The 19,042-nt window shown below is 66.9% G+C and carries 18 protein-coding genes; 10 read left to right on the top strand and 8 right to left on the bottom strand.

Annotated elements, in window-relative coordinates; all coding sequences use genetic code 11:
- Positions 1–11 precede the first annotated feature (11 nt).
- The 6 genes from M0765_RS02440 to M0765_RS29375 form a co-directional block, all read right to left on the bottom strand.
- Positions 12–1,169, bottom strand: a complete 1,158-nt coding sequence (locus M0765_RS02440) for a DUF3526 domain-containing protein (RefSeq protein ID WP_258501816.1) — start codon at positions 1,167–1,169, stop codon at positions 12–14.
- Positions 1,169–1,423 (bottom strand): hypothetical protein, encoded by a 255-nt coding sequence (locus M0765_RS02445; protein WP_258501818.1) that lies wholly within the window; start codon positions 1,421–1,423, stop codon positions 1,169–1,171. The genes M0765_RS02440 and M0765_RS02445 overlap by 1 nt, the downstream gene beginning before the upstream one ends.
- The gene (locus M0765_RS02450) at positions 1,420–2,841 is read right to left on the bottom strand and encodes a DUF3526 domain-containing protein (protein ID WP_258501820.1); all 1,422 of its coding nucleotides are present in this window, start codon (positions 2,839–2,841) and stop codon (positions 1,420–1,422) included. The genes M0765_RS02445 and M0765_RS02450 overlap by 4 nt, the downstream gene beginning before the upstream one ends.
- Complete coding sequence (locus M0765_RS02455; RefSeq protein WP_258501821.1) at positions 2,838–3,572, bottom strand: ABC transporter ATP-binding protein; 735 nt, start codon at positions 3,570–3,572, stop codon at positions 2,838–2,840. The genes M0765_RS02450 and M0765_RS02455 overlap by 4 nt, the downstream gene beginning before the upstream one ends.
- Before the next feature lie 8 nt (positions 3,573–3,580).
- Complete coding sequence (locus M0765_RS02460; protein WP_258501823.1) at positions 3,581–5,635, bottom strand: TonB-dependent receptor; 2,055 nt, start codon at positions 5,633–5,635, stop codon at positions 3,581–3,583.
- Between the two features lie 128 nt (positions 5,636–5,763).
- Positions 5,764–6,126: a DUF2946 family protein gene (locus tag M0765_RS29375; RefSeq protein WP_446751531.1), complete on the bottom strand. Its 363-nt coding sequence runs from the start codon at positions 6,124–6,126 to the stop codon at positions 5,764–5,766.
- Positions 6,127–6,200: 74 nt separating this feature from the next.
- On the opposite strand from M0765_RS29375, the gene M0765_RS02470 reads away from it, so the two are divergent.
- From M0765_RS02470 to M0765_RS02500, 7 genes are all read left to right on the top strand, one after another.
- Complete coding sequence (locus M0765_RS02470; protein WP_258501826.1) at positions 6,201–6,608, top strand: Fur family transcriptional regulator; 408 nt, start codon at positions 6,201–6,203, stop codon at positions 6,606–6,608.
- A gap of 8 nt (positions 6,609–6,616) precedes the next feature.
- On the top strand, positions 6,617–7,501 hold the full coding sequence (locus tag M0765_RS02475; protein ID WP_258508089.1) for a DMT family transporter: 885 nt from the start codon (positions 6,617–6,619) through the stop codon (positions 7,499–7,501).
- Between the two features lie 185 nt (positions 7,502–7,686).
- On the top strand, positions 7,687–9,021 hold the full coding sequence (locus M0765_RS02480) for a C4-dicarboxylate transporter DctA (protein ID WP_258501827.1): 1,335 nt from the start codon (positions 7,687–7,689) through the stop codon (positions 9,019–9,021).
- A gap of 5 nt (positions 9,022–9,026) precedes the next feature.
- Complete coding sequence (locus M0765_RS02485) at positions 9,027–9,734, top strand: GntR family transcriptional regulator (protein ID WP_258501829.1); 708 nt, start codon at positions 9,027–9,029, stop codon at positions 9,732–9,734.
- Between the two features lie 62 nt (positions 9,735–9,796).
- Entirely contained in the window at positions 9,797–10,900 is a 1,104-nt protein-coding gene (locus M0765_RS02490; RefSeq protein WP_258501830.1) for an AI-2E family transporter, read from the top strand.
- 162 nt (positions 10,901–11,062) lie between these two features.
- On the top strand, positions 11,063–11,500 hold the full coding sequence (locus M0765_RS02495; protein ID WP_258501832.1) for a DUF2141 domain-containing protein: 438 nt from the start codon (positions 11,063–11,065) through the stop codon (positions 11,498–11,500).
- 10 nt (positions 11,501–11,510) lie between these two features.
- Positions 11,511–13,007, top strand: a complete 1,497-nt coding sequence (locus tag M0765_RS02500) for a carotenoid oxygenase family protein (RefSeq protein WP_258501834.1) — start codon at positions 11,511–11,513, stop codon at positions 13,005–13,007.
- Positions 13,008–13,027: 20 nt separating this feature from the next.
- Here M0765_RS02500 and M0765_RS02505 read toward each other — a convergent pair whose 3' ends face one another.
- The gene (locus M0765_RS02505) at positions 13,028–13,930 is read right to left on the bottom strand and encodes a LysR family transcriptional regulator (protein ID WP_258501835.1); all 903 of its coding nucleotides are present in this window, start codon (positions 13,928–13,930) and stop codon (positions 13,028–13,030) included.
- A gap of 111 nt (positions 13,931–14,041) precedes the next feature.
- Here M0765_RS02505 and gcl point away from each other — a divergent pair, with 111 nt between their 5' ends.
- From gcl to M0765_RS02520, 3 genes are read left to right on the top strand one after another with little or no spacing between them, the layout of a single operon-like run.
- Entirely contained in the window at positions 14,042–15,835 is a 1,794-nt protein-coding gene (gene gcl, locus M0765_RS02510; protein ID WP_258501836.1) for a glyoxylate carboligase, read from the top strand.
- A gap of 17 nt (positions 15,836–15,852) precedes the next feature.
- On the top strand, positions 15,853–16,638 hold the full coding sequence (gene hyi / locus M0765_RS02515; RefSeq protein WP_258501837.1) for a hydroxypyruvate isomerase: 786 nt from the start codon (positions 15,853–15,855) through the stop codon (positions 16,636–16,638).
- A gap of 35 nt (positions 16,639–16,673) precedes the next feature.
- The gene (locus M0765_RS02520; protein ID WP_258501838.1) at positions 16,674–17,582 is read left to right on the top strand and encodes a 2-hydroxy-3-oxopropionate reductase; all 909 of its coding nucleotides are present in this window, start codon (positions 16,674–16,676) and stop codon (positions 17,580–17,582) included.
- A gap of 9 nt (positions 17,583–17,591) precedes the next feature.
- Here the strand turns inward: M0765_RS02520 and M0765_RS02525 are convergent, their stop codons facing one another.
- Positions 17,592–18,932: an NAD(P)/FAD-dependent oxidoreductase gene (locus M0765_RS02525; RefSeq protein WP_258501839.1), complete on the bottom strand. Its 1,341-nt coding sequence runs from the start codon at positions 18,930–18,932 to the stop codon at positions 17,592–17,594.
- Between the last annotated feature and the right edge of the window lie 110 nt (positions 18,933–19,042).

The following is a 19,042-nucleotide window of genomic DNA, read 5'->3' on the forward strand; positions in this document are numbered from 1 at the left end:
GCGGTGCGCCTTCAAGGACGGAGGCCGGCGCGCGCAGGGCCCACAGCGGCAATCAGTGCGATCGCGAGGATGCTCAACGCCATCGCACCTCGCCAGGCCGCGCTCTCCGGACGTATTGCCACAGGCTCGAACATGGGCAGCTTGTCGTAGTGCTCCGCGGTCAACCCGCGGTAGCTCATGACCCGGGGCACGAAATAGGCACGCCAGGCGTCCTCGTATGAATTGACGGCTTTCACATGCCGCGCGTAGCGCGGAGCATCGATGCCGGCAAGCCGGTCGGCCGTCATCGCGAGCGCCATGCCCGGCGAAAGCCAGGACCATCGCTCGAGCAGAACAAAACGGCGCGCGCGGGTTTCGTCGAACGCCGCCATCAGCGGGCGGATCTCGCGGTCCTGGGCCAGGTACCTCGGCAGGAAGCTGACTGGCCAGGTGTGGGTGCTGCGCCCGGCCGGCCGGTCAGCCGGGTGAGCGGCGTACCAGGCGGCCAGGTGCTCCTCCATATGCACTTCGGCGTCCTGCTGGGCGGCGCGCAGTTCAGCAACGGCCGTCAGCCGCGATGGCATCGGTGCCTCAACGTCGGCAATGCCCGCCAAGGCCGCGGGTACGACGAACGTGGCCAGCAGCCACGCACCGAGCATGCCGAGCGCGGCAGCGCCGGACGACACCGGCAGCAGGCAGAACAGCCCGGCCAACGCAGTCCAGCAGACGGTGAACGCGCCCAGTGTCGCCAGCCAGACCACCGCGGCGTGCCAGGTCGAGCCCGGGTCCAGCGCAAACGCCAGCAGCGACGCACCGGCGGCCAGTGACCAGGCCACCGCCACGCGAATGCAAAGCGCGATCGCGAACACCCTCCAGGGTTGCGCGCATTGCGCAACCACGAGCCGCCACCGGCCTTGCTCCCGGTCCTCCTGCACCAGTCCGTAGCAAAGCCCCAGGATGGCGAGCGGCAGCAGCAGCGCGACCAGCGTCGCGAAATCAGGTGGGCCCAGGTCTTCGAGCAGCGGGTTCGCGATCCGGTCGCTCTTGCGGGCGTCGGTGTGCCGGCTCTCGACCGTGACGCGCATCGTCGGGCTCAGCAGCTCGAATGTTCCGGTTCCAAGGGCAACGCCGCCGAGCGCTGGCAGATGCGCGGGAGGCGCGTTGAGCCGGGCGAACTGGAACGCGGCCATCATTGCCTTGGTGTCGCCCCCGGCGCGGCGGCGCCCGTTTTGGCGGCCGCCTCGCGCGCCTGTGTTCGCGCCTGTGTTCGCGCCTGTTCCCACGTGGCCATCTCCTGCGCATTCAGGAGCCGCAATTCCCTGGCGGCAAGTCCTGACCAGAGTGCACTCACGCACAGCAGCGCGGCAAAAACACCCGACACCCAGACATGCGTGTGCTGGCGAACGAAGCGCCGCCATTCCGCACGCAAGATGAGGTTCATCATGGCCGCAGCCTCCGCGCGGCAAGCACCAGCAAGCCGCAGGCCGCCGTCGCCCAGGCGAGCAGCAAGCCGAGGTCGGGCAACGCTGCGCGCAATGCGAAAGCGATGTTGGGCGGCGTGTAGTGAAACGCATCGACCGACCGCCACAGCGCGTCGCCGGCGTACTTGTCGTCGAACGAAGTCAGCCCGCGGGTGTTGTCCATGTCCCACTGGTCGATCTTGATGTTCGCGCGGCGGCGGTACTGCTCGGCCGCTTCCTCGAAGTGGCGCTGATGCGCGAGGTCGGTGCCCGAGAGCTTCATCGAGATCGCACGCATGGCCGTCGTCGGGCTGAGTGCCGAGGCAATGCGCGCAACGCTCTCCTGCATTGCGTAGCGATCCCAGAGGCGGCCGAAGTGGATCGCATGCACGCGGTCGGCGTAGGCGTCGCGCTCCATCCGGCGCAGCGCATAGGCGCCGAAGGGCAGGTCTTCCAGGCGACGCACGTTGTGCCGGCGCAGAAGCTCCGCATCGAAACGTTCGTTGCGCACGGCCAGCGCGCCATCGCCCGGCAGGCCTTCGGCGTAGTCGCGCTGGATGTCGCCCCAGAAGCGCTCGGCCGTCGGCAGCGGTGCAGCGGCCTGCGCGCTCGCGGCACCCAGGCGCGGCACGACGAAGACGAAGGCGATCCACAGGCCCAGCACGACGAACAGCGCGCGCCGGCTGCTCGCCACCATGGCCGACACCGCCAGCGCCAAGGCTGCAAAGACACCGCAGTAGATCAAGAAGGTGCCCGCCAGAACGGCCGCGCGCCATACGGCGTCCGCGCCAGGCGATGCGCCTGCCGTCACCAACGCAAGACCCGCCCCCACTGCGGCCAGCGGAACCAGCGAGACCACCGCGAGCAGCGCCAGGAACTTTCCTGCAAGCAGCGCGCGGCCCGGCAAGCCGGCGCTGTGCAGCATGCGCAAGGTTCCGCTTTCCCGTTCCAGGCTGACGGCGTTGAAAGCCAGGGCGACGATCAGCAGCGGCAGCAGCGCCTGCAGCACGAAGGCCGGCGTGAAAGACCCGAAGCGCACCGACGGCGGCTCGTCGGCCGCCGGACGGAAGCGCGCCATGTTGCGCCGATGCGGTTCGAGCCAGAGCGCCTGGCCCAGGTAAGGGCCGAGACCGGGATCGAGCACGGCAAGCGGCGAGTCGGGGCGGAAGGCGTAGAGGCCGAAATGCGCGCCACGATGCGGGTGCTTGTCGCCCTGCGAATCCCACTGCTGGCGCACCAGCTCACTGACCTGCGCCTTCTCGTGCGCAAGCCGCCGCTGCTGCTGGGCCGAAGCGAACAGCAGGCCGGCCAGCAGCAGCGACAGCGAGACGGCAAGCACAACAAAACGCCCGTCGCGAACGAGCGCGCGCAGTTCCTTTCGCAGCACCGCGGCGGCCGTCATGTGGCCCGCTCCAAAGGCGCCGTGCGCGTGTGAGCCAGATAGGCGCGCTCCAGCTCGTCGTGGCTGACGGTGTGCGTATCGAACTGCGCGACGAGACGCCCTTCCTTCATGATTCCGATGCAGTCCGCAACCTGCTTGGCGTTGAACAGGTCGTGCGTGGCCATCAGCACGGCCATGCCGGCGTCGGCAGCGGCGCGCACGCGCTGTGCAAAGTCGTTCGCGGCACCAGGGTCGAGGCCCGAGGTGGGCTCGTCGAGCAGCATCGCCTTTGCATGTTTGGCATGCGCAATGGCAAGGCCGACCTTTTGCCGCATGCCCTTCGAGTAAGTCGCGACACGCGCTGTGTGCGACGCCGTCTGCAGGCCGGCCTGGTCCAGCAGGGCACGTGCGGCCGCATCGGCCAGCGGCACGCCACCCAGCGCACAGAAGTACTGAAGGTTTTCGATGCCGCTCAGGTACGGATACAGCGCCACGTTCTCGGGCAGGTAGGCCAGATGGCGCCGCGCCGCAGCAGCGTTGCGGCGCGGATCGATCCCGGCGACCTGGACGCTTCCGGCCGACGGCGCCACGAAACCCAGCAGTGCGTTCAGCGTGGTTGTCTTGCCCGCCCCGTTGCCGCCGAGCAGCGCGTAGACGCTGCCGGCCGGCACGCTCAAGTCGAGTCCGTCGATTGCGCGGCGCCCGCCCAAGGTGACGACCAGCCCTCGCGCCGAGAGCACTTCGTGATCCATGCGGCGCCTCAGAAAAAGTAGCGCATGGACGCGCCGACCTGCGTGCGCGGCTGCGGCGACACCAGCAAGCCGGCCGCGGTGCCGTAGGCGATGTCGCTCGCAAACCGCCGCGGCTGAAAGATCGCGAACACCGAGAACTGGAACTGCTGCCAGTCGTAGGTTGCCTTCAGGTCGTAGCGCGTATAGGTCGGCATGGTTCGCAGCTGGGTCTGCGGCGTGCCTTCGTAGTACGGATTGCCGGAGGTCAGATAGGCGTCGGCATTGACGGTGAGCCGGCCTTCGCCGAGACGCCGGCGGTACTCCGCCCCCAGCTTGACCTGGTGCCGCGGCACCGACAGCCGCTCGCCGGTGTTGGGCAGCGGGTTGTTGACGCGCGCCTCGAGCACGCGGCCGTAGCTGCCGTAGACCGACCATGCACTGTCGATCCGCAGCCGCGATTCGAGCTCGAAGCCCTTGCGCGTGGTCTCGCCCACAGACTTGAACGAGCCGTCCACCTGGGCGACGATTTCGTCCTGGTTGAGCGTGTGATAGACCACGCCCGATGCGCTCCACGAGGCGGTGGGCGACACCGTGAAACCCAGGTCGTGGGACTTGACCTTCGAAGGCGCCACATCGAACACCGTGCCGCCGCGCGCGCCCAACGGCCCGGTCGCGCCGCTGCCGCTGATCTGCTCTGCGGCGGGCGATCGAAAGCCCTCGGCAATGTTGGCGAAGATGTCTAGCTTCGGCGTCACGCTCCACACCGCACCGATCTTCGGTGTCGTCACGGCACTGGTGTAGTCGGTGGAGGCGGCGGGCAGTTTGCGGTTCCCGATGTCGTAGTCGAACCAGTCGCGCCGCACGCCGCCGACCAGCTTGAAGTTCTGCGCGAGCTTGTACTGCCCTTGGGCAAACAGGCCATAGGTCAACAGATCGAGCTCCTGGTTGTTGATGTAGCTGGCCGTCGGCACACCATTGCGCCAGACGCGGCGCAGCGCATCGCCCTTGTCGCGGCGCAGCTCGCCGCCCACGAAAAGCGAGGCCGCATCGCCGAAGACGAAGTTCTGCGCCAGCCGCCCGCCGTAGAAGTGGCGGTCGTCCTCGCCCACTGTTTGCAGAACGCTGCTCGTCGAGGTGCCGCGCACCCGTTCGAAAGTCTCGCCATAGGCCGTGGCGTACCAGCCTGCCTCGCCGCTGGCCGGTGTGCGATTGAAGACCAGTGCCGTGCGTTCGCCGCTGCCAAAGCCCGGCAGGTTGAATTGGGTCGATCGGGGGTCCACAGTGCCGCGCTGCAGATCGGGCAGCAGCAGGTAGCCGGGCGCTCTCGACTCGGAGCGGTAGTGGTTCACGCGCAGGCTGTACAGGCCATCGCCCAGCTGGGTCGAAAGCTTCCAGAACAGGTTGTCCCGCTCGATGCGGCCATCGCGCCGGTAGCTGTCGGTGCGGTAGGCATCGGCGATGAAGAGCGACTGCACGTCGTTGAAGCGGTTGGACAGCACCAGCGACCCGCGGCGCCCGCCGTAGCTTTCGAGCGAGACTCCGAAGCTCGACGACGCGGGAACCGTTTGCGTCGTGATGCCCACTGCGCCGGCGCGGTTCTGGTCCCCGTACAACGCCGAGACCGGCCCCTTGATCACGTCGATGCGACCGATCATGTCGGGCGTCAGCCATTCAAGGAAAGCCGGTCCGTGGCCTGCGCCGGCCTGGCTCGACGGCATGTTCTGGGGCACGCCGTCCACGTACACCGCGGTGTCCGCGCCGTGCGTTCCCTGCGTGGCGAAACCGCGCATGCGAAAGCCGTTGCCCGTGTCGCCCTGGTCGATGTTGTTGGCGACCACGCCGGGTACGCGGCGAAAGATGTTCGAGATGTCCCGCCCGACGTTGAGCGTGCCGAGCTCTTCGGGCGTGATGACCGTCACGCCCGCGGGCAGGCCGGTGCTGTCGGCGGTGACTTGCGTGCGCTTGCCTTGAAGGTCGACGCGGTCGCCTTCGGCGGTCACGCGCACTTCGTTCAGCGTGCCGGCCGGCGCTTGCGTCTGCGCTGAAGCGAGCAGGGGCGTCGCAAGCGCGAATGCGAAAGCCATGGGTGCCCGGCACCCCAGAGATGGTGAGTTCATGAAAGGAGGAAAGAAGACGTCAGGCAGCAGCTACGCTGGCGCGCGGCCAGCGTCTGCAACGAACTCGGACAGGCCGCGCTGCTTGCGCGGCGGCCTCAGACGCTCTGTGGCGGGCCCCGAGGCGAGGCGCCCCGATACACGGGGGCTGCAATGACGTGCGCCGGCGCCTGGCGCTGGCGCTGGAGACGTGCAGGCGGTGGGCTGGCCGGCAGCTCAGGCCTGGAAGCCAGCAGCACCTGGTGGGCGTGCGCCATGCATCCGCTGCAATGGCAGGGCGCCTCGCCACCTTCGTTGCCGTCGTCTTCGCTTCCGCCATCCGCGCTGTGGAGATGCTGGAAATGCCCGGACGCCGAAGCCTGATGTCCGGCCCCCGTTTCCGCACCATGCGGCGTGCCCGCGCCCGCGTTGATGAACGCGACCGCAAGAACCAGCCAGAGAAGAAAACGAGAAATGCGCATGGCGGAAAAGCGTGGATCATAGCGACGAACCCGCTAATTGCAAATCCATTCTCATTTGCGATTACCATCGGCGCGTGGAACGTCATACACGCCAACGCGATGCGGTGCTGACCGCGCTGTCCGACAGCCGGCGGTCTCTTACCCCGCAGGAGATCTGCGAGCTTGCGCAGCGCTCGGTCCCACGCCTGAGCCTTTCAACGGTCTATCGGCAGCTGAAGAGCCTGCTGGAGGACGGCGAAATCGTGGGCGTCGATTTGCCGGGCCAGGCCACGCGCTACGAGGCGCTGTGCGAATCCGATCATGGCGAGCCCGGCCACCATCACCATCACTTCCAATGCGGCGACTGCGGGCGCGTGTTTCCGATTCACGGCTGCCCCGGACGCATGGAAGACCTGGCGCCCAAGGGTTTTCTGGTGCAGCGCCACGATCTGACGCTGCACGGGCGATGCGCGGATTGCGCGAGTGCTCGCTCTCGCAGGTAACGCTGAGCATGCCCTCGAGCGGAACTCTGCGCGGCATCACCGCAATGCTGTTGGCCTGCGCCTTCTTTGCCTGCATGGACGCGCTGCTCAAGAACCTGGCCGGGCACTACCCGCCCGTGCAAGTGATGGCACTGCGCGGCCTCACGGCGCTGCCCCTGGTGTGCCTGTACATCGCGTGGCGACGCGAGGCAGCAGGCGTTTTCAACCGTCGGCTGCGTTGGCGCCTGCACCTGCTGCGCACCGGGCTGAACATGACGATGCTTGTGCTCTTCGTCCATGGCCTGAAGTCCTTGGGCTTGGCAGAGGCCTACACCCTTACTTTCATCGCTCCGCTGCTGATGGTGCTCATCGCCGTGCCGATGCTGGGCGAGCCAGTCCTGCCGCGGCACTGGGTCGCCATCGGGCTGGGCTTCGTCGGTGTCGTGATCGCGCTGCGGCCCGAGCAGGGGGCCTTCCTCTCGGTGGGCGCTCTGGCGATCCTGGCGGCCGCAGTGTGCTACGCGCTGTCGAACATGCTGGGCCGACTCATCAGCCGCACCGAATCGAGCGCCGCGCTGGTCTTCTGGACCACCGCCGGCATGGCTGTGGGTGGTTGCCTGCTATCGGCGCCGCAGTGGGTGCCGATCCAGGCCCAGCACACGTGGGTGCTGGCGGGTTTGGCCATCAGCGGCTTTCTGGGCCAGATGGCCATCGCCGAAGCCTTCCGCCACGGCCAAGCCGCCGCCATCGCTCCCTTCGAATACAGCGCCCTCGCCTGGGCGCTTGTGCTGGACTGGGCATTCTGGCAAGCCACGCCCGATGCATGGACGCTAGGTGGCGGCGCGTTGATCGTTGCGAGCGGACTGTGGCTGGCGCGAATCGAGGTACCAAGGCCCGCGCGGCAATCCGAATAGGCTGGAATGCGCGCTGCAACGCGAGCTGCAACGGCTCGACCTCGCGCCGTGTGCCGCGCCAATTGAATTCGTAGCCACCCGCCCCGCCCGGGAATACCCTGCTGCACAAGCGCCCATTCTTGCCTACATTGCTTGCATACAAGATTTCCCCAATCTTGCATTCAACCCCGATGGAAGGTTCCTCCATGCCCCGCTTCGTCAAATCCCTATTCGGCCAGGTCGTCATTGCGCTGGTGCTCGGCGTGCTGGCCGGCCTCTTCGTGCCGGAGTTCGCCGTCAAGCTCAAGCCGCTTGGCGACGGTTTCATCAAGCTGATCAAGATGATCATCCCGGTGCTGGTGTTCTGCGTGGTGGTGCACGGCATTGCCGGCGCGGGCGACCTGAAGCGCGTGGGCCGGGTCGGCGTGAAGGCGCTGATCTACTTCGAGGTGCTGACCACCATCGCACTGGCCATGGGCCTGGTGCTGGCCTTCGTGTTCGAGCCGGGCGTAGGCATGAACGTGGACCCGGGCAAGCTCGACGCCGGCGCCATGAGCGCCTATGCGTCGAACGCCGACAAGCTCACGAGCGGCGGCACGGTCGAGTTCCTGATGAAGCTGATTCCGACCACGGTGGTCAACGCCTTTGCCACCGGCGACGTGCTGCAGGTGCTGCTGTTCGCAGTGCTGTTCGGCTGCGCACTGTCTTTGCTGGGCGAGCGCGGCAAGCCGGTGAGCGCGGTGGTGGACTCGCTTTCGCTGGTGCTGTTCAAGATCATGGGCATCATCATCAAGCTGGCGCCGCTGGGTGTGCTGGGCGCCATTGCGTTCACGGTGGGCAAATACGGCATCGGTTCGCTCAAGCAACTGGGCATGCTGGTCGCGCTCTTCTACGGCGCGGTGCTGGTGTTCGTTTTCGTGGTGCTCGGGCTGGTCATGCGCATGTCGGGGTTCAGCCTCTTCAAGCTGCTGCGCTACCTGCGCGAAGAGCTCGCCATCGTGTTTGCCACCACCTCATCGGACAGCGTGCTGCCGCAGATCATGGCCAAGCTGCGCCGCATGGGCATTCGCGATTCCACCGTGGGCCTGGTGATTCCCACGGGCTACTCGTTCAACCTGGACGCGTTTTCGATCTACATCACGCTGGCGGCGGTGTTCATTGCGCAGGCCACCAACACGCCGATCTCGATGTCGGACCTGCTGACCATCCTGGCCATTGCGCTGGTCACCTCCAAGGGCGCGCACGGCGTGCCGGGCTCGGCCATCGTGGTGCTGGCCGCCACGTTGCACGCGATTCCAGCCATCCCGGCCATCGGGCTGGTGCTGGTGCTTTCGGTCGACTGGTTCATGGGCATTGCCCGCGCGCTGGGCAACCTGATCGGCAACTGCGTGGCCACCGTGGCCGTGGCAGCCTGGGAGGGCGATATCGACCGCGAGCGGGCCCACGCCGTGCTCAACGGCACCTACACCCCCGACGACGAACCGCTGGCCGAACCTGAACTGCCGGTGGTACCCCTTGGCGCGGGCGCCGGCAGCCGCTGAAACCGATGGCTGCCGACAACGTCAATCCCACCTCCATTGCCGAGCGCGTGGTCGAGGCCATCCTGGCGCAGAAGCTCGCGCCGGGCGAGCGGCTCGGCGAGCAGGCGCTGGCCGAGAACTTCGCGGTCAGCCGGACCATGGTGCGCGAGGCGCTCATGCAGCTGCAGGCGCGCGGCTTCGTCGAGGTGCAGTCGCGCCGCGGCTGGTATGTGGTGGAGCCCTCGGCCGAGGAAGCGCGCGACGCTTTCTCGGCGCGGCGCATCGTCGAGGCGGGCATCCTGGCCGAAAGCGAGGGCCGGCCGCTGCAAAAGGCCATACGCAAGCTGCGCGACCACATTGCCGACGAGCAGCGTGCCATCGAGGGCGCCGACGCCGCCACGCGCGCCTTCCTGTTGGCCGACTTTCATGTGTGCCTGGCCGAGCAGATGGGGCACCAGCTGCTGGTCGACGTGCTGCGCGACCTCACGGCCCGCACCACGCTGGCGGCCACGCTCTACCAGTCGAAGCATGAGGCCGGCCAGTCCTGCGCGGAGCACGGCGCCATCGTCGCCGCGCTGGAGGCCGGCGACACCGCCACGGCGCGCAAGCTGATGATCGACCACATCGGCAATGTCGAGCGTTCGCTCGAGGTAGACACCACCGCCGGGCCCGACGCGCCGGCGCGCCTGCGCGCCACCTTGTCCCCGGTGGCGCTGCCGCGCGCGAGGCGCTAGCCGACTAGGCATTTCGACCGACACAAACGTGCGTTCAGGCTCGGCTACAGTCCGAGTCACATATGAATTCACCCCAACTCCAGCGCGGCGTATTCCTCGCCCTGCTCGCCATCGTCACGGTCGCCTTTCTCTGGGTGCTGGTGCCCTTCTTCGGCGCGGTGCTGTGGGGGGTGGCGCTGGCCATCCTGTTCACGCCGCTGTACAAGTGGCTGCTCAAGAAAATGCCGGGCAAGCGCAACGCCGCCGCGCTGTCGACATTGACCATCTGCCTGTTCATCGTGATTCTTCCGCTGGCCATGGTCGGCGTATCGCTGGTGCAGGAGATCGTGCAGGTCACGCAGAGCATCCGCTCGGGGCAGATCAACTTCGCGGCCTACTTCCAGCAGATCCTCAACGCCATGCCGCAATGGCTGCTGAACATCTTCGACCGCTTCAACCTGGGCGACATGGAAGCCTGGCAGGAACGCATCTCCGCCGGGGCGGCGCAGGGCAGCCAGCTCATCGCGGGCCAGGCGCTCACCATCGGCCAGAACACCTTCGACTTCCTCATCAGCTTCTTCGTGATGCTGTACCTGCTGTACTTCCTGGTGCGCGACGGCGCGGCGCTTTCCAAGACCATGCGCGAAGCGGTGCCGCTTGCCAAGCCGCACACCCACTACCTGCTCAACAAGTTCACGACCGTAATCCGCGCCACCGTGAAGGGCAACGTGGCGGTGGCCATTGCGCAGGGCGCCATCGGCGGTATCGCCTTCTGGCTGCTGGGCGTGCAGGGCGCGCTGCTGTGGGCGGTGCTGATGGCGTTTCTCTCGCTGCTGCCGGCGGTGGGCGCGGCGCTCATCTGGGGGCCGGTGGCGATCTACTTCCTTGCCACGGGCCACTTCTGGCAGGGCGGCATCCTGATCTTCGTGGGCGTGTTCGTGATCGGGCTGGTCGACAACATCCTGCGGCCGGTGCTGGTGGGCAAGGACACGCAGATGCCCGACTACATCGTGCTGATGTCGACCATCGGGGGCATGGCGATCTTCGGCATCAACGGCTTCGTGGTCGGCCCGGTGATTGCCGCGCTCTTCATGGCGGCGTGGAGCCTGTTCGTGGAATCGGGGCAATGGGAAAACCCGCCCGGCGCGGGTTCGGCCGACGCGGGCGACGACAAGAAGAGCAACTGAACAAAGCTCCACTGGCGCCAGCCTGGAGCGGCTGAAGCGGGCGCGCCTTGCGCCTGCCGTGTGCATCTGGCGCGGGCGCTGCCGCATTTCGTCGCATGGCGCTGGGCAGCGCACGGCGCCTGCGGGATCGTCGGACCTCCAACTTCCAAGACGAGGTCTTTCATGCACTTTCTCGCACTCCTGTCCGGGCCTGGCGCCCACGCCTTGTGCGCCGCCGCACTCCTCGCACCGCTGAGCGCCCTTGCCGCCGACCTGAGCCTGAGCGTGGCCGACGGACCTGCCGCCGAAGCCACGCTGTATGTTGCGCTGTACAACGACGCCGCCAGCTACGCCGACAGCAAGGCCGTGGCGTCGCAGACCGCGCCGATGCAGGGCGGCAAGGCCCGGCTCGTGTTCACAGGACTCGCGCCGGGGCGCTACGCTCTGAGGGCGTTCGCCGACGAAAACGGCAATGGCAAGCTCGACACCAACATGATGGGCATGCCGACCGAGCGCTACGGCTTCTCGAACGACGCGAAGGGCAACCGCGCGGCACCCGTCTTCGAAGCCGCAGCGATCAGCGTCGACGCCGACCTGCAGACCGTCATTCACCTGCGCTGAGGAGACCGCCATGGAACGACGCGAACTCCTGCGCCTGCTGGCTTCGGCCAGCGCCCTGCCCCTGCTGGCACCGCTGGCCCGCGCGGCCGGTACGGACGACTGGCAAGCCCAGTTCGAAGCCGCCGGCACGCCCTGGAAGACCGGCTTCGCCACGCCCCCGGACGACCTCCCGCTGACCCGCGCCGCGGTGCGCGGACGCTTCCCGGATGCCGTGGCCGGCACGCTGTTTCGCATCGGCCCGGCCGGCCACGACCTTGGCGGCGAGCGCTACCGCCACTGGTTCGACGGCGACGGCATGGTGCACCGCTTCACGATCGACGGGGCCGACGTGCGGCACCAGGGCCGCTACGTCGCCACGCCCAAGCGCGTGGCCGAGGTGCGGGCCGGCCGCCGCCTGTTCGAAGCCTTCGGCACCATGCCGCCGGGCGTCGAGCCGCCGACCTCGGCCGACAGCATCAACGTCGCCAATACCAGCGTGCTGCCGATGCGCGGCGAGGTGCTGGCGCTGTGGGAAGGCGGCTCGGCCACCCGCGTCGACGCGCACACGCTGGACACGCTGGGCCTGAAGACCTGGCGGGCCGACCTCGCGGGGATGCCGTTCTCGGCCCATCCCAAGGTCGATCCGGCCGGCACGGTGTGGAACTTCGGCGTGAGTTCCGGCCAGGGCCTGCTGGCGCTGTACGAGATTGCGCCCGAAGGCACGCTGCGGCGCGCAGCCGTGGTGCCGCTGGCCGACATGCCGATGGTCCATGACTTCGCCGTGACCGAGCGGCACCTGGTGTTCCTGATGCCGCCACTGGTGTACGACGCCAAGCGCAAGGAGGCCGGTGCGAGCTTTCTCGATGCCCACGTCTGGCGGCCGGAACTTGGCATGCGCGCGCTGGTGATCGACAAGCAGAACTGGGAGCGACGCCAGATGCTCACACTGCCGGCCGGCTTCTTGTTCCATGTGGGCAACGCCTGGGAAGAAGACACGCCGCGCGGCACGCTCATCCACATCGACTACGTGCGTTCAGACAACGCCGATTCTGTGTTCACGACCAACCGCGAAGTGATGCGCGCGCGCCGCGTGAAGAGCACGGACCCGCACCTGACCGTCGCCACGCTGAACCTCGGCACGGGCAAGGCCATGCAGAAAACGCTGCCACAGGAAGCCGAGTTTCCGCGCGTCGACCCGCGACGTGTCGGCCTGCGTCATCGCCAAGTGGTGCACGCAACGCAGATCCGGCCCGACCTGCCAGGCTTCGGCGCTGTCGCGCGCACGGATGTCGAGACCGGTCGCAGCCAGCGCTTCAGCTACGGGGCGCAGGCCATCGTGGAAGAGCATGTCTTCGTGCCGGACGGCACCAGGCCAGGCTGGGTGCTGGGCACGGTGCTCGATTTCGGTCGGCAGAAGACCGTGCTGTCGTGCTTCGCGGCCGACCACCTGGCGGCCGGCCCGGTGGCGCAGGCCGCGCTGCCCTACACGCTGCCGCTGGGCCTGCACGGCGCCTTCGTGCCGGCTTGATAGAGAGATGGCGGGCGCGGTCAGCCGCCCCACCACCCTTCGGCAAACCGCCCCTGCAGGAAGGCCACGAAGCCCGACACCTTGCCCGGCACCAGCTTGGGCGAGGGAAAGACGGCGTGGATCTCCTGCTCGGGCAGCTTATGGTCGGCCAGCACTTCGAGCACCTTGCCCGAGGCCAGCGATTCGCTCGCCACGTAGCGCGGCATGAGCGCAATGCCCAGGCCGTCGCGCGCGGCGGCCAGCACGGCGGAAAGGTTGTTGGAGCGGAAGCGACCCGAGACGGGCACCGTCACCGGGTCGCCCTTGGGCGTGTGCATGCGCCAGAACTCGTCGCCCACCACGCTGCTGTAGATGAGCGCCACATGCGCGCTCAGGTCTTGCGCGCGCTTGGGGGTGCCGTGCTTCTTCAGGTAGCCCGGCGCCGCGACCATGGCCCAGGGGTTGGTGCCGAGGTAGCGCGCGCCCAGCGATGAATCGGCCAGCTTGCCCATGCGGATGGCCACGTCGATGCCCTGCGCAATCAAGTCCACATAGCGGTCCTCGAAGCTCAGGTCGAGCTGCACCTGCGGATGCCGACGCATGTATTCGAGTGCCAGCGGCACCACCACGCGGCGGCCAAAGGCCACCGACGTGCCCACGCGCAAGAGGCCCTGCGCTTGGTTCTGCCGCAGTTGCACGATGCTTTCGGCCTCCTCGGCCTCGCGCACGATGTTCTTGCACTTCTCGTAGTAGAGCGCACCCGGTTCGGTGAGGCTCACGCCGCGCGTGTTGCGGTTGAGCAGCCGCACCTTCAGCCGCGCCTCGGTGGCCGCGACCTGCTTGGTCACGGTGGGCTGCGTGGTGTGGAACTCGAGCGCCGCTTTCGAGAAGCTGCCAGTCTCCACCACGCGAACGAACATTTCCATTGCCAGTAGTCGATCCATGGCCGGATGGTAGCCACTTATTCCAGGGTGGAATAGCTTTTATGGTCCGCAGCCGTCTTCTTCGAATGGCCCGCGCTTCCTACAGTGGCCTCAACTCAAGGAGACAGTCCCATGGCAAAAATGAAAGCGGTCCAGGCCGCCGTGCTGGTGATGGAAAAAGAAGGCGTGACGCAGGCCTTCGGCGTGCCCGGCGCCGCCATCAACCCGATGTATTCGGCGCTGCGCCAGCGCGGCAGCATTTCGCACATCCTCGCGCGCCATGTGGAAGGCGCCTCGCACATGGCCGAGGGCTACACCCGTGCGGTGGCGGGCAACATCGGCGTGTGCATCGGCACCTCGGGGCCGGCGGGCACCGACATGATCACCGGCCTTTATTCGGCCTGGGCCGATTCGATTCCCATTCTTTGCATTACCGGCCAGGCGCCCCGCGCACGGCTCTACAAGGAAGACTTCCAGGCGGTCGATATCGAGTCGATCTCCAAGCCAGTCACCAAGTGGTCGGTCACCGTGCGCGAGCCGGGCCAGGTGCCGCAGGTGTTCCAGCAGGCCTTTCACCTGATGCGCTCGGGACGCCCCGGCCCGGTGCTGGTGGACCTGCCCTTCGACGTGCAGATGGCCGAGATCGAGTTCGACATCGACAGCTACGAGCCGCTCACCCCCTACAAGCCCGCTGCCACGCGCGCCCAGATCGAGAAGGCCATCGGCATGCTCCAGGCGGCCGAGCGCCCGCTGATCGTGGCCGGCGGCGGCGTCATCAACGCCGATGCTTCCGACCTGCTCGTGCGCTTTGCCGAAGCCACCGGCGTGCCGGTGATTCCCACGCTGATGGGCTGGGGCGCGATTCCCGACGACCATCCGCTGATGGCCGGCATGTGCGGCCTGCAGACCAGCCACCGCTATGGCAACGCGACCATGCTGGCGAGCGACTTCGTGCTCGGCATCGGCAACCGCTGGGCCAACCGCCACACGGGCTCGGTCGACGTCTACACCAAGGGCCGCACCTTCGTGCACTTGGACATCGAGCCCACGCAGATCGGCCGCGTGTTCACGCCCGACTTCGGCATCGTGTCGGACGCCAAGGCCGCGCTCACGCTCTTCGTCGAAGTGGCCGAGGAGATGAAGGCCGCCGGCAAGCTCACCGACCGCCGCGCGTGGGCCAAATCGTGCATCGAGCGCAAGAAGACCATGCTGCGCAAGACCAACTTCGACGACGTGCCGATGAAGCCGCAGCGCGTGTACCAGTGCATGAACAACAACTTCAGCAACGACACCTGCTACGTGAGCACCATCGGGCTCTCGCAGATTGCGGCCGCCCAGTTTTTGCATGTGTACAACCCGCGCCACTGGATCAACTGCGGCCAGGCCGGCCCGCTGGGCTGGACCATTCCCGCCGCACTGGGCGTGCGCGCCGCCGACCCGTCGCGCAAGATCGTCGCGCTCTCGGGCGACTACGACTTCCAGTTCATGATCGAAGAGCTGGCCGTGGGTGCGCAGTTCAAGCTGCCGTACATCCACATCGTGGTCAACAACTCCTACCTCGGCCTCATCCGCCAGGCGCAGCGCGGCTTCGAGATGGACTACTGCGTGCAGCTCGCGTTCGACAACATCAACGCGGGGCCCGATGCGGGCATCGAAAGCAGCTACGGCGTGGACCACCTCAAGGTTGTCGAAGGCCTGGGCTGCAAGGCGATCCGCGTGAACAAGCAGGAAGAGATCGCACCGGCCATCCAGCGCGCCGAGGCTCTCATGGCCGAGTTCAGCGTGCCGGTCGTCATCGAGGTGATGCTCGAGCGCGTGACCAACATCGCGATGGGCACCGAGATCGACAACATCACCGAGTTCGAGCCCCTGGCCGAACACCCGGCCGATGCCCCCACCGCCGTTGCGGCCGAGATGCTGGACTGAGCACGGAGACACGCACCATGCCCAAGTTTGCAGCCAACCTCACGATGCTCTTCACCGAGCTGCCGTTCATGCAGCGCTTCGAGGCCGCCGCCAAGGCGGGCTTCGAGGCGGTGGAATACCTGTTCCCCTACCCCTTCGAAAAGAAGGAGCTCACTGCCGCGCTGCGCGCCAACGGTCTGCAGCAGGTTCTGCACAACCTGCCGGCCGGCGACTGGGACAAGGGCGAGCGCGGCATTGCCTGCCACCCGGACCGCACCGGCGAATTCCGCGAAGGCATTGCGATGGCCATCGACTACGCCACGGCCCTGGGTTGCCCGCAACTCAATTGCCTGGTCGGCAAGGTGCCGGCCGGCGTGAGCACCGAGGCCGCGCACAAGACCGTGGTCGAGAACCTACGCCTTGCCGCTAGCGAGCTCGAGGCGGCCGGCCTGCGGCTTTTGATCGAGCCCATCAATACCTTCGACATTCCGGGCTTCTTTCTCACTCGCACCGACCAGGCGCTGGCGCTGATCGACGAAGTGGGCTCTTCCAACCTGCGGGTGCAATACGACATCTATCACGCGCAGCGCATGGAAGGCGAGCTCGGCAGCACGCTGTCGAAGAACCTCGCGCGCATCGGCCACATCCAGCTGGCCGACAACCCGGGCCGCGGCGAACCGGGCACGGGCGAAATCAACTACCCGTGGCTTTTCAAGCACATCGATTCGATCGGCTACGACGGCTGGATCGGCTGCGAATACAAGCCGCGCAGCGACACCGTCGACGGTCTGGGCTGGCGGCAGGCCCTGACGCAGCAGAAGTGAACGAAGAAGACAACAGCATTCAAGGAAACAGAGACATGTCGCAATCGAAAAAAATCGGATTCATCGGCCTCGGCATCATGGGCGCGCCCATGGCGGGCCATCTGCTCGACGCGGGATACCAGCTGTTCGTGAACACCCAGGGCAACACGCCCGAGCCTTTCATCTCCAAGGCGACCATCTGCGCCTCGGCCGCGGACGTGGCGCGCCAGGCCGACGTGATCTTCATCATGGTGCCCGACACGCCCGACGTAGAGAAAGTGCTTTTCGGCGAGCCGGGCACGCTGGGCGTGGCCGAAGGCCTGAAGGACTCGCGCGGCAAGATCGTGGTCGATTGCAGCTCCATCGATCCGATTGCCACCAAGGGCTTTGCCAAGCGCATCCTCGCGCTCGGCTGCGGCTATATCGACGCGCCGGTTTCCGGCGGCGAAGTGGGCGCCAAAGCCGCGAGCCTCACCATCATGTGCGGCGGCGACGAAGGCACCTTCGGCCAGGTGCGGCCGCTGCTCGAGAAGATGGGCAAGAACGTCACGCTGGTCGGCAACGTGGGCGACGGACAGGTCTGCAAAGTGGCCAACCAGATCATCGTGGCACTGAACATCGCGGCGGTGGGCGAGGCCCTGCTGTTCGCATCCAAGGCAGGCGCCGATCCGGCCAAGGTGCGCCAGGCGCTGATGGGCGGCTTCGCGAGCTCGCGCATCCTTGAGGTGCATGGCGAACGCATGATCAAGCGCACCTTTGCGCCGGGTTTTCGCATCTCGCTGCACCAGAAGGATCTGAACCTGGCGCTGCAAAGCGCACGGGCCCTGGGCGTGGCGCTGCCGCAGACGGCGGGCGCGGCGCAGCTGATGAACGCGTGCGCCGCATTGGGCCATGGGCAACAAGACCACTCGGCACTGGTGCGCGCGCTCGAAGCGCTCGCCCAGCACACCGTTACGCCGGACTGAGCCTGCGGCTCAGGTCTTTGCAGCCTCTAGGGATTCCTTGAGGTTGCGCCGGCGCCAGGCCCAGGTCTTGATGGCCTGCGGCAGGATGCCGACGCACGACGCGTAGTACGTCACCTTGAAGCCCCAGAAGCGCGGGCCGATGGGCGTGTTGCGGAACAGGTCGCCCGCGAGGATGGACAGCAGCGCCTCCTGCATGCGCCAGATGTTGCGCGGCGCCATGAACAGCCGGCGAATCGCGGGCGAAGTGATGCGGTAGATGAACCACGAGAACATCTTCGGTCCGTGCTTCATCACCTTCTCGTAGTGGCGGAAGGCCTTTTCGGCTTCTTTCGCCTCGCCCTTGAGCCACAGGTCGGCCGCCTTGGCGGCCTCGAAACCGCTGTTCATCGCCAGGTACACGCCCGAAGAGAACATCGGGTCGACAAAAGCATAAGCGTCGCCCACCATCATGAAGCGATCGCCGCGGCAGAACTTGGAGTCGTAGGCGTAGTTGCCGGTGGTGGTGGCGCCTTCCATCAGCGTGGCGTTCTTCAGGCGTGCGGCCAGCTTGGGTGCGAGCGCGATGGTTTCCATCAGGAATTCTTCGAGCGACTTGCCTTGGCGGCGCTTGAAGTACGCGGGCGAGGCCACGGCGCCGACGCTCACGGTGCCGTCCTTCAGCGGGATGTACCAGAACCAGCCGTGGTCGAACCAGAAGAGCGAGATATTGCCCTCGAAGCGGCCCGGGCGGCGTTCCGCATTAGCAAAGTGTCCGTAGAGCGCCGCGCTCGCATGCTTGCGGTTGCGCTGCTTGGCGTCGAACTGGCTCGACAGCAGCGTGTCGCGGCCGCTGGCATCGATGACGAAGCGCGGGCGCCACTGGGTCTCGGTGCCGTCGTCGGCCTTGACCTTCACCAGCGCGCGGTTGTCGGCCGTGCCCTTGCCGGCGTCCATATCGACACCTGTCACGCGCTGGCCTTCGAAGGTGCGTGCACCAAGCTTGCCGGCATGGCGGAACAGCAGTTCGTCGAACTCGGAGCGGCGCACGTGCACGGCATACGGAAAGCTCTTGTCCATGGCCTCGCCGAAGTCGAAGTGGCTCGAGTGGTCGTGCCAAGGCGAGACAAACTCGGCGCCGTGCTTCTTGATGCCGATGGCTTCGACCTCGGTGCGCACGCCCAGCCGGTCGAAAAGCGGCATGTTCATGGGCAGCAGCGACTCGCCGATGTGAAAGCGCGGGTGCTGCGCCTTCTCGATCAGCACCACATCGTGCCCCTTGTCCGCAAGCAGCGCCGCCACGGTCGAGCCCGAAGGCCCGCCGCCGATGACCACGACGTCGGGGTCGGTGGTGGTGAAAGCTCCGGGTGTCATGCGCTGCCCTCTTCGTTGTCTTTGTGTGTCTTGATTGACGATGGCCGGCGGCCTTGGCTGCACGGCTCTGCATTGCCTTGTTTAACCTTGGTTGCCCTTGGCCAACACTT

It is taken from the genome of Variovorax sp. S12S4 (assembly GCF_023195515.1).
Taxonomy (GTDB): Bacteria; Pseudomonadota; Gammaproteobacteria; order Burkholderiales; family Burkholderiaceae_C; genus Variovorax.

Bases quoted from the DNA above. Each gene is read 5' to 3' on its own strand.
- M0765_RS02440 (WP_258501816.1), bottom strand. From the start codon at position 1,169: ATGGCCGCGTTCCAGTTCGCCCGGCTCAACGCGCCTCCCGCGCATCTG.
- M0765_RS02445 (WP_258501818.1), bottom strand. From the start codon at position 1,423: ATGATGAACCTCATCTTGCGTGCGGAATGGCGGCGCTTCGTTCGCCAG.
- M0765_RS02450 (WP_258501820.1), bottom strand. From the start codon at position 2,841: ATGACGGCCGCCGCGGTGCTGCGAAAGGAACTGCGCGCGCTCGTTCGC.
- M0765_RS02455 (WP_258501821.1), bottom strand. From the start codon at position 3,572: ATGGATCACGAAGTGCTCTCGGCGCGAGGGCTGGTCGTCACCTTGGGC.
- M0765_RS02460 (WP_258501823.1), bottom strand. From the start codon at position 5,635: ATGGCTTTCGCATTCGCGCTTGCGACGCCCCTGCTCGCTTCAGCGCAG.
- M0765_RS29375 (WP_446751531.1), bottom strand. From the start codon at position 6,126: ATGCGCATTTCTCGTTTTCTTCTCTGGCTGGTTCTTGCGGTCGCGTTC.
- M0765_RS02475 (WP_258508089.1), top strand. From the start codon at position 6,617: ATGCCCTCGAGCGGAACTCTGCGCGGCATCACCGCAATGCTGTTGGCC.
- M0765_RS02480 (WP_258501827.1), top strand. From the start codon at position 7,687: ATGCCCCGCTTCGTCAAATCCCTATTCGGCCAGGTCGTCATTGCGCTG.
- M0765_RS02485 (WP_258501829.1), top strand. From the start codon at position 9,027: ATGGCTGCCGACAACGTCAATCCCACCTCCATTGCCGAGCGCGTGGTC.
- M0765_RS02490 (WP_258501830.1), top strand. From the start codon at position 9,797: ATGAATTCACCCCAACTCCAGCGCGGCGTATTCCTCGCCCTGCTCGCC.
- M0765_RS02495 (WP_258501832.1), top strand. From the start codon at position 11,063: ATGCACTTTCTCGCACTCCTGTCCGGGCCTGGCGCCCACGCCTTGTGC.
- M0765_RS02500 (WP_258501834.1), top strand. From the start codon at position 11,511: ATGGAACGACGCGAACTCCTGCGCCTGCTGGCTTCGGCCAGCGCCCTG.
- M0765_RS02505 (WP_258501835.1), bottom strand. From the start codon at position 13,930: ATGGATCGACTACTGGCAATGGAAATGTTCGTTCGCGTGGTGGAGACT.
- gcl (WP_258501836.1), top strand. From the start codon at position 14,042: ATGGCAAAAATGAAAGCGGTCCAGGCCGCCGTGCTGGTGATGGAAAAA.
- hyi (WP_258501837.1), top strand. From the start codon at position 15,853: ATGCCCAAGTTTGCAGCCAACCTCACGATGCTCTTCACCGAGCTGCCG.
- M0765_RS02520 (WP_258501838.1), top strand. From the start codon at position 16,674: ATGTCGCAATCGAAAAAAATCGGATTCATCGGCCTCGGCATCATGGGC.
- M0765_RS02525 (WP_258501839.1), bottom strand. From the start codon at position 18,932: ATGACACCCGGAGCTTTCACCACCACCGACCCCGACGTCGTGGTCATC.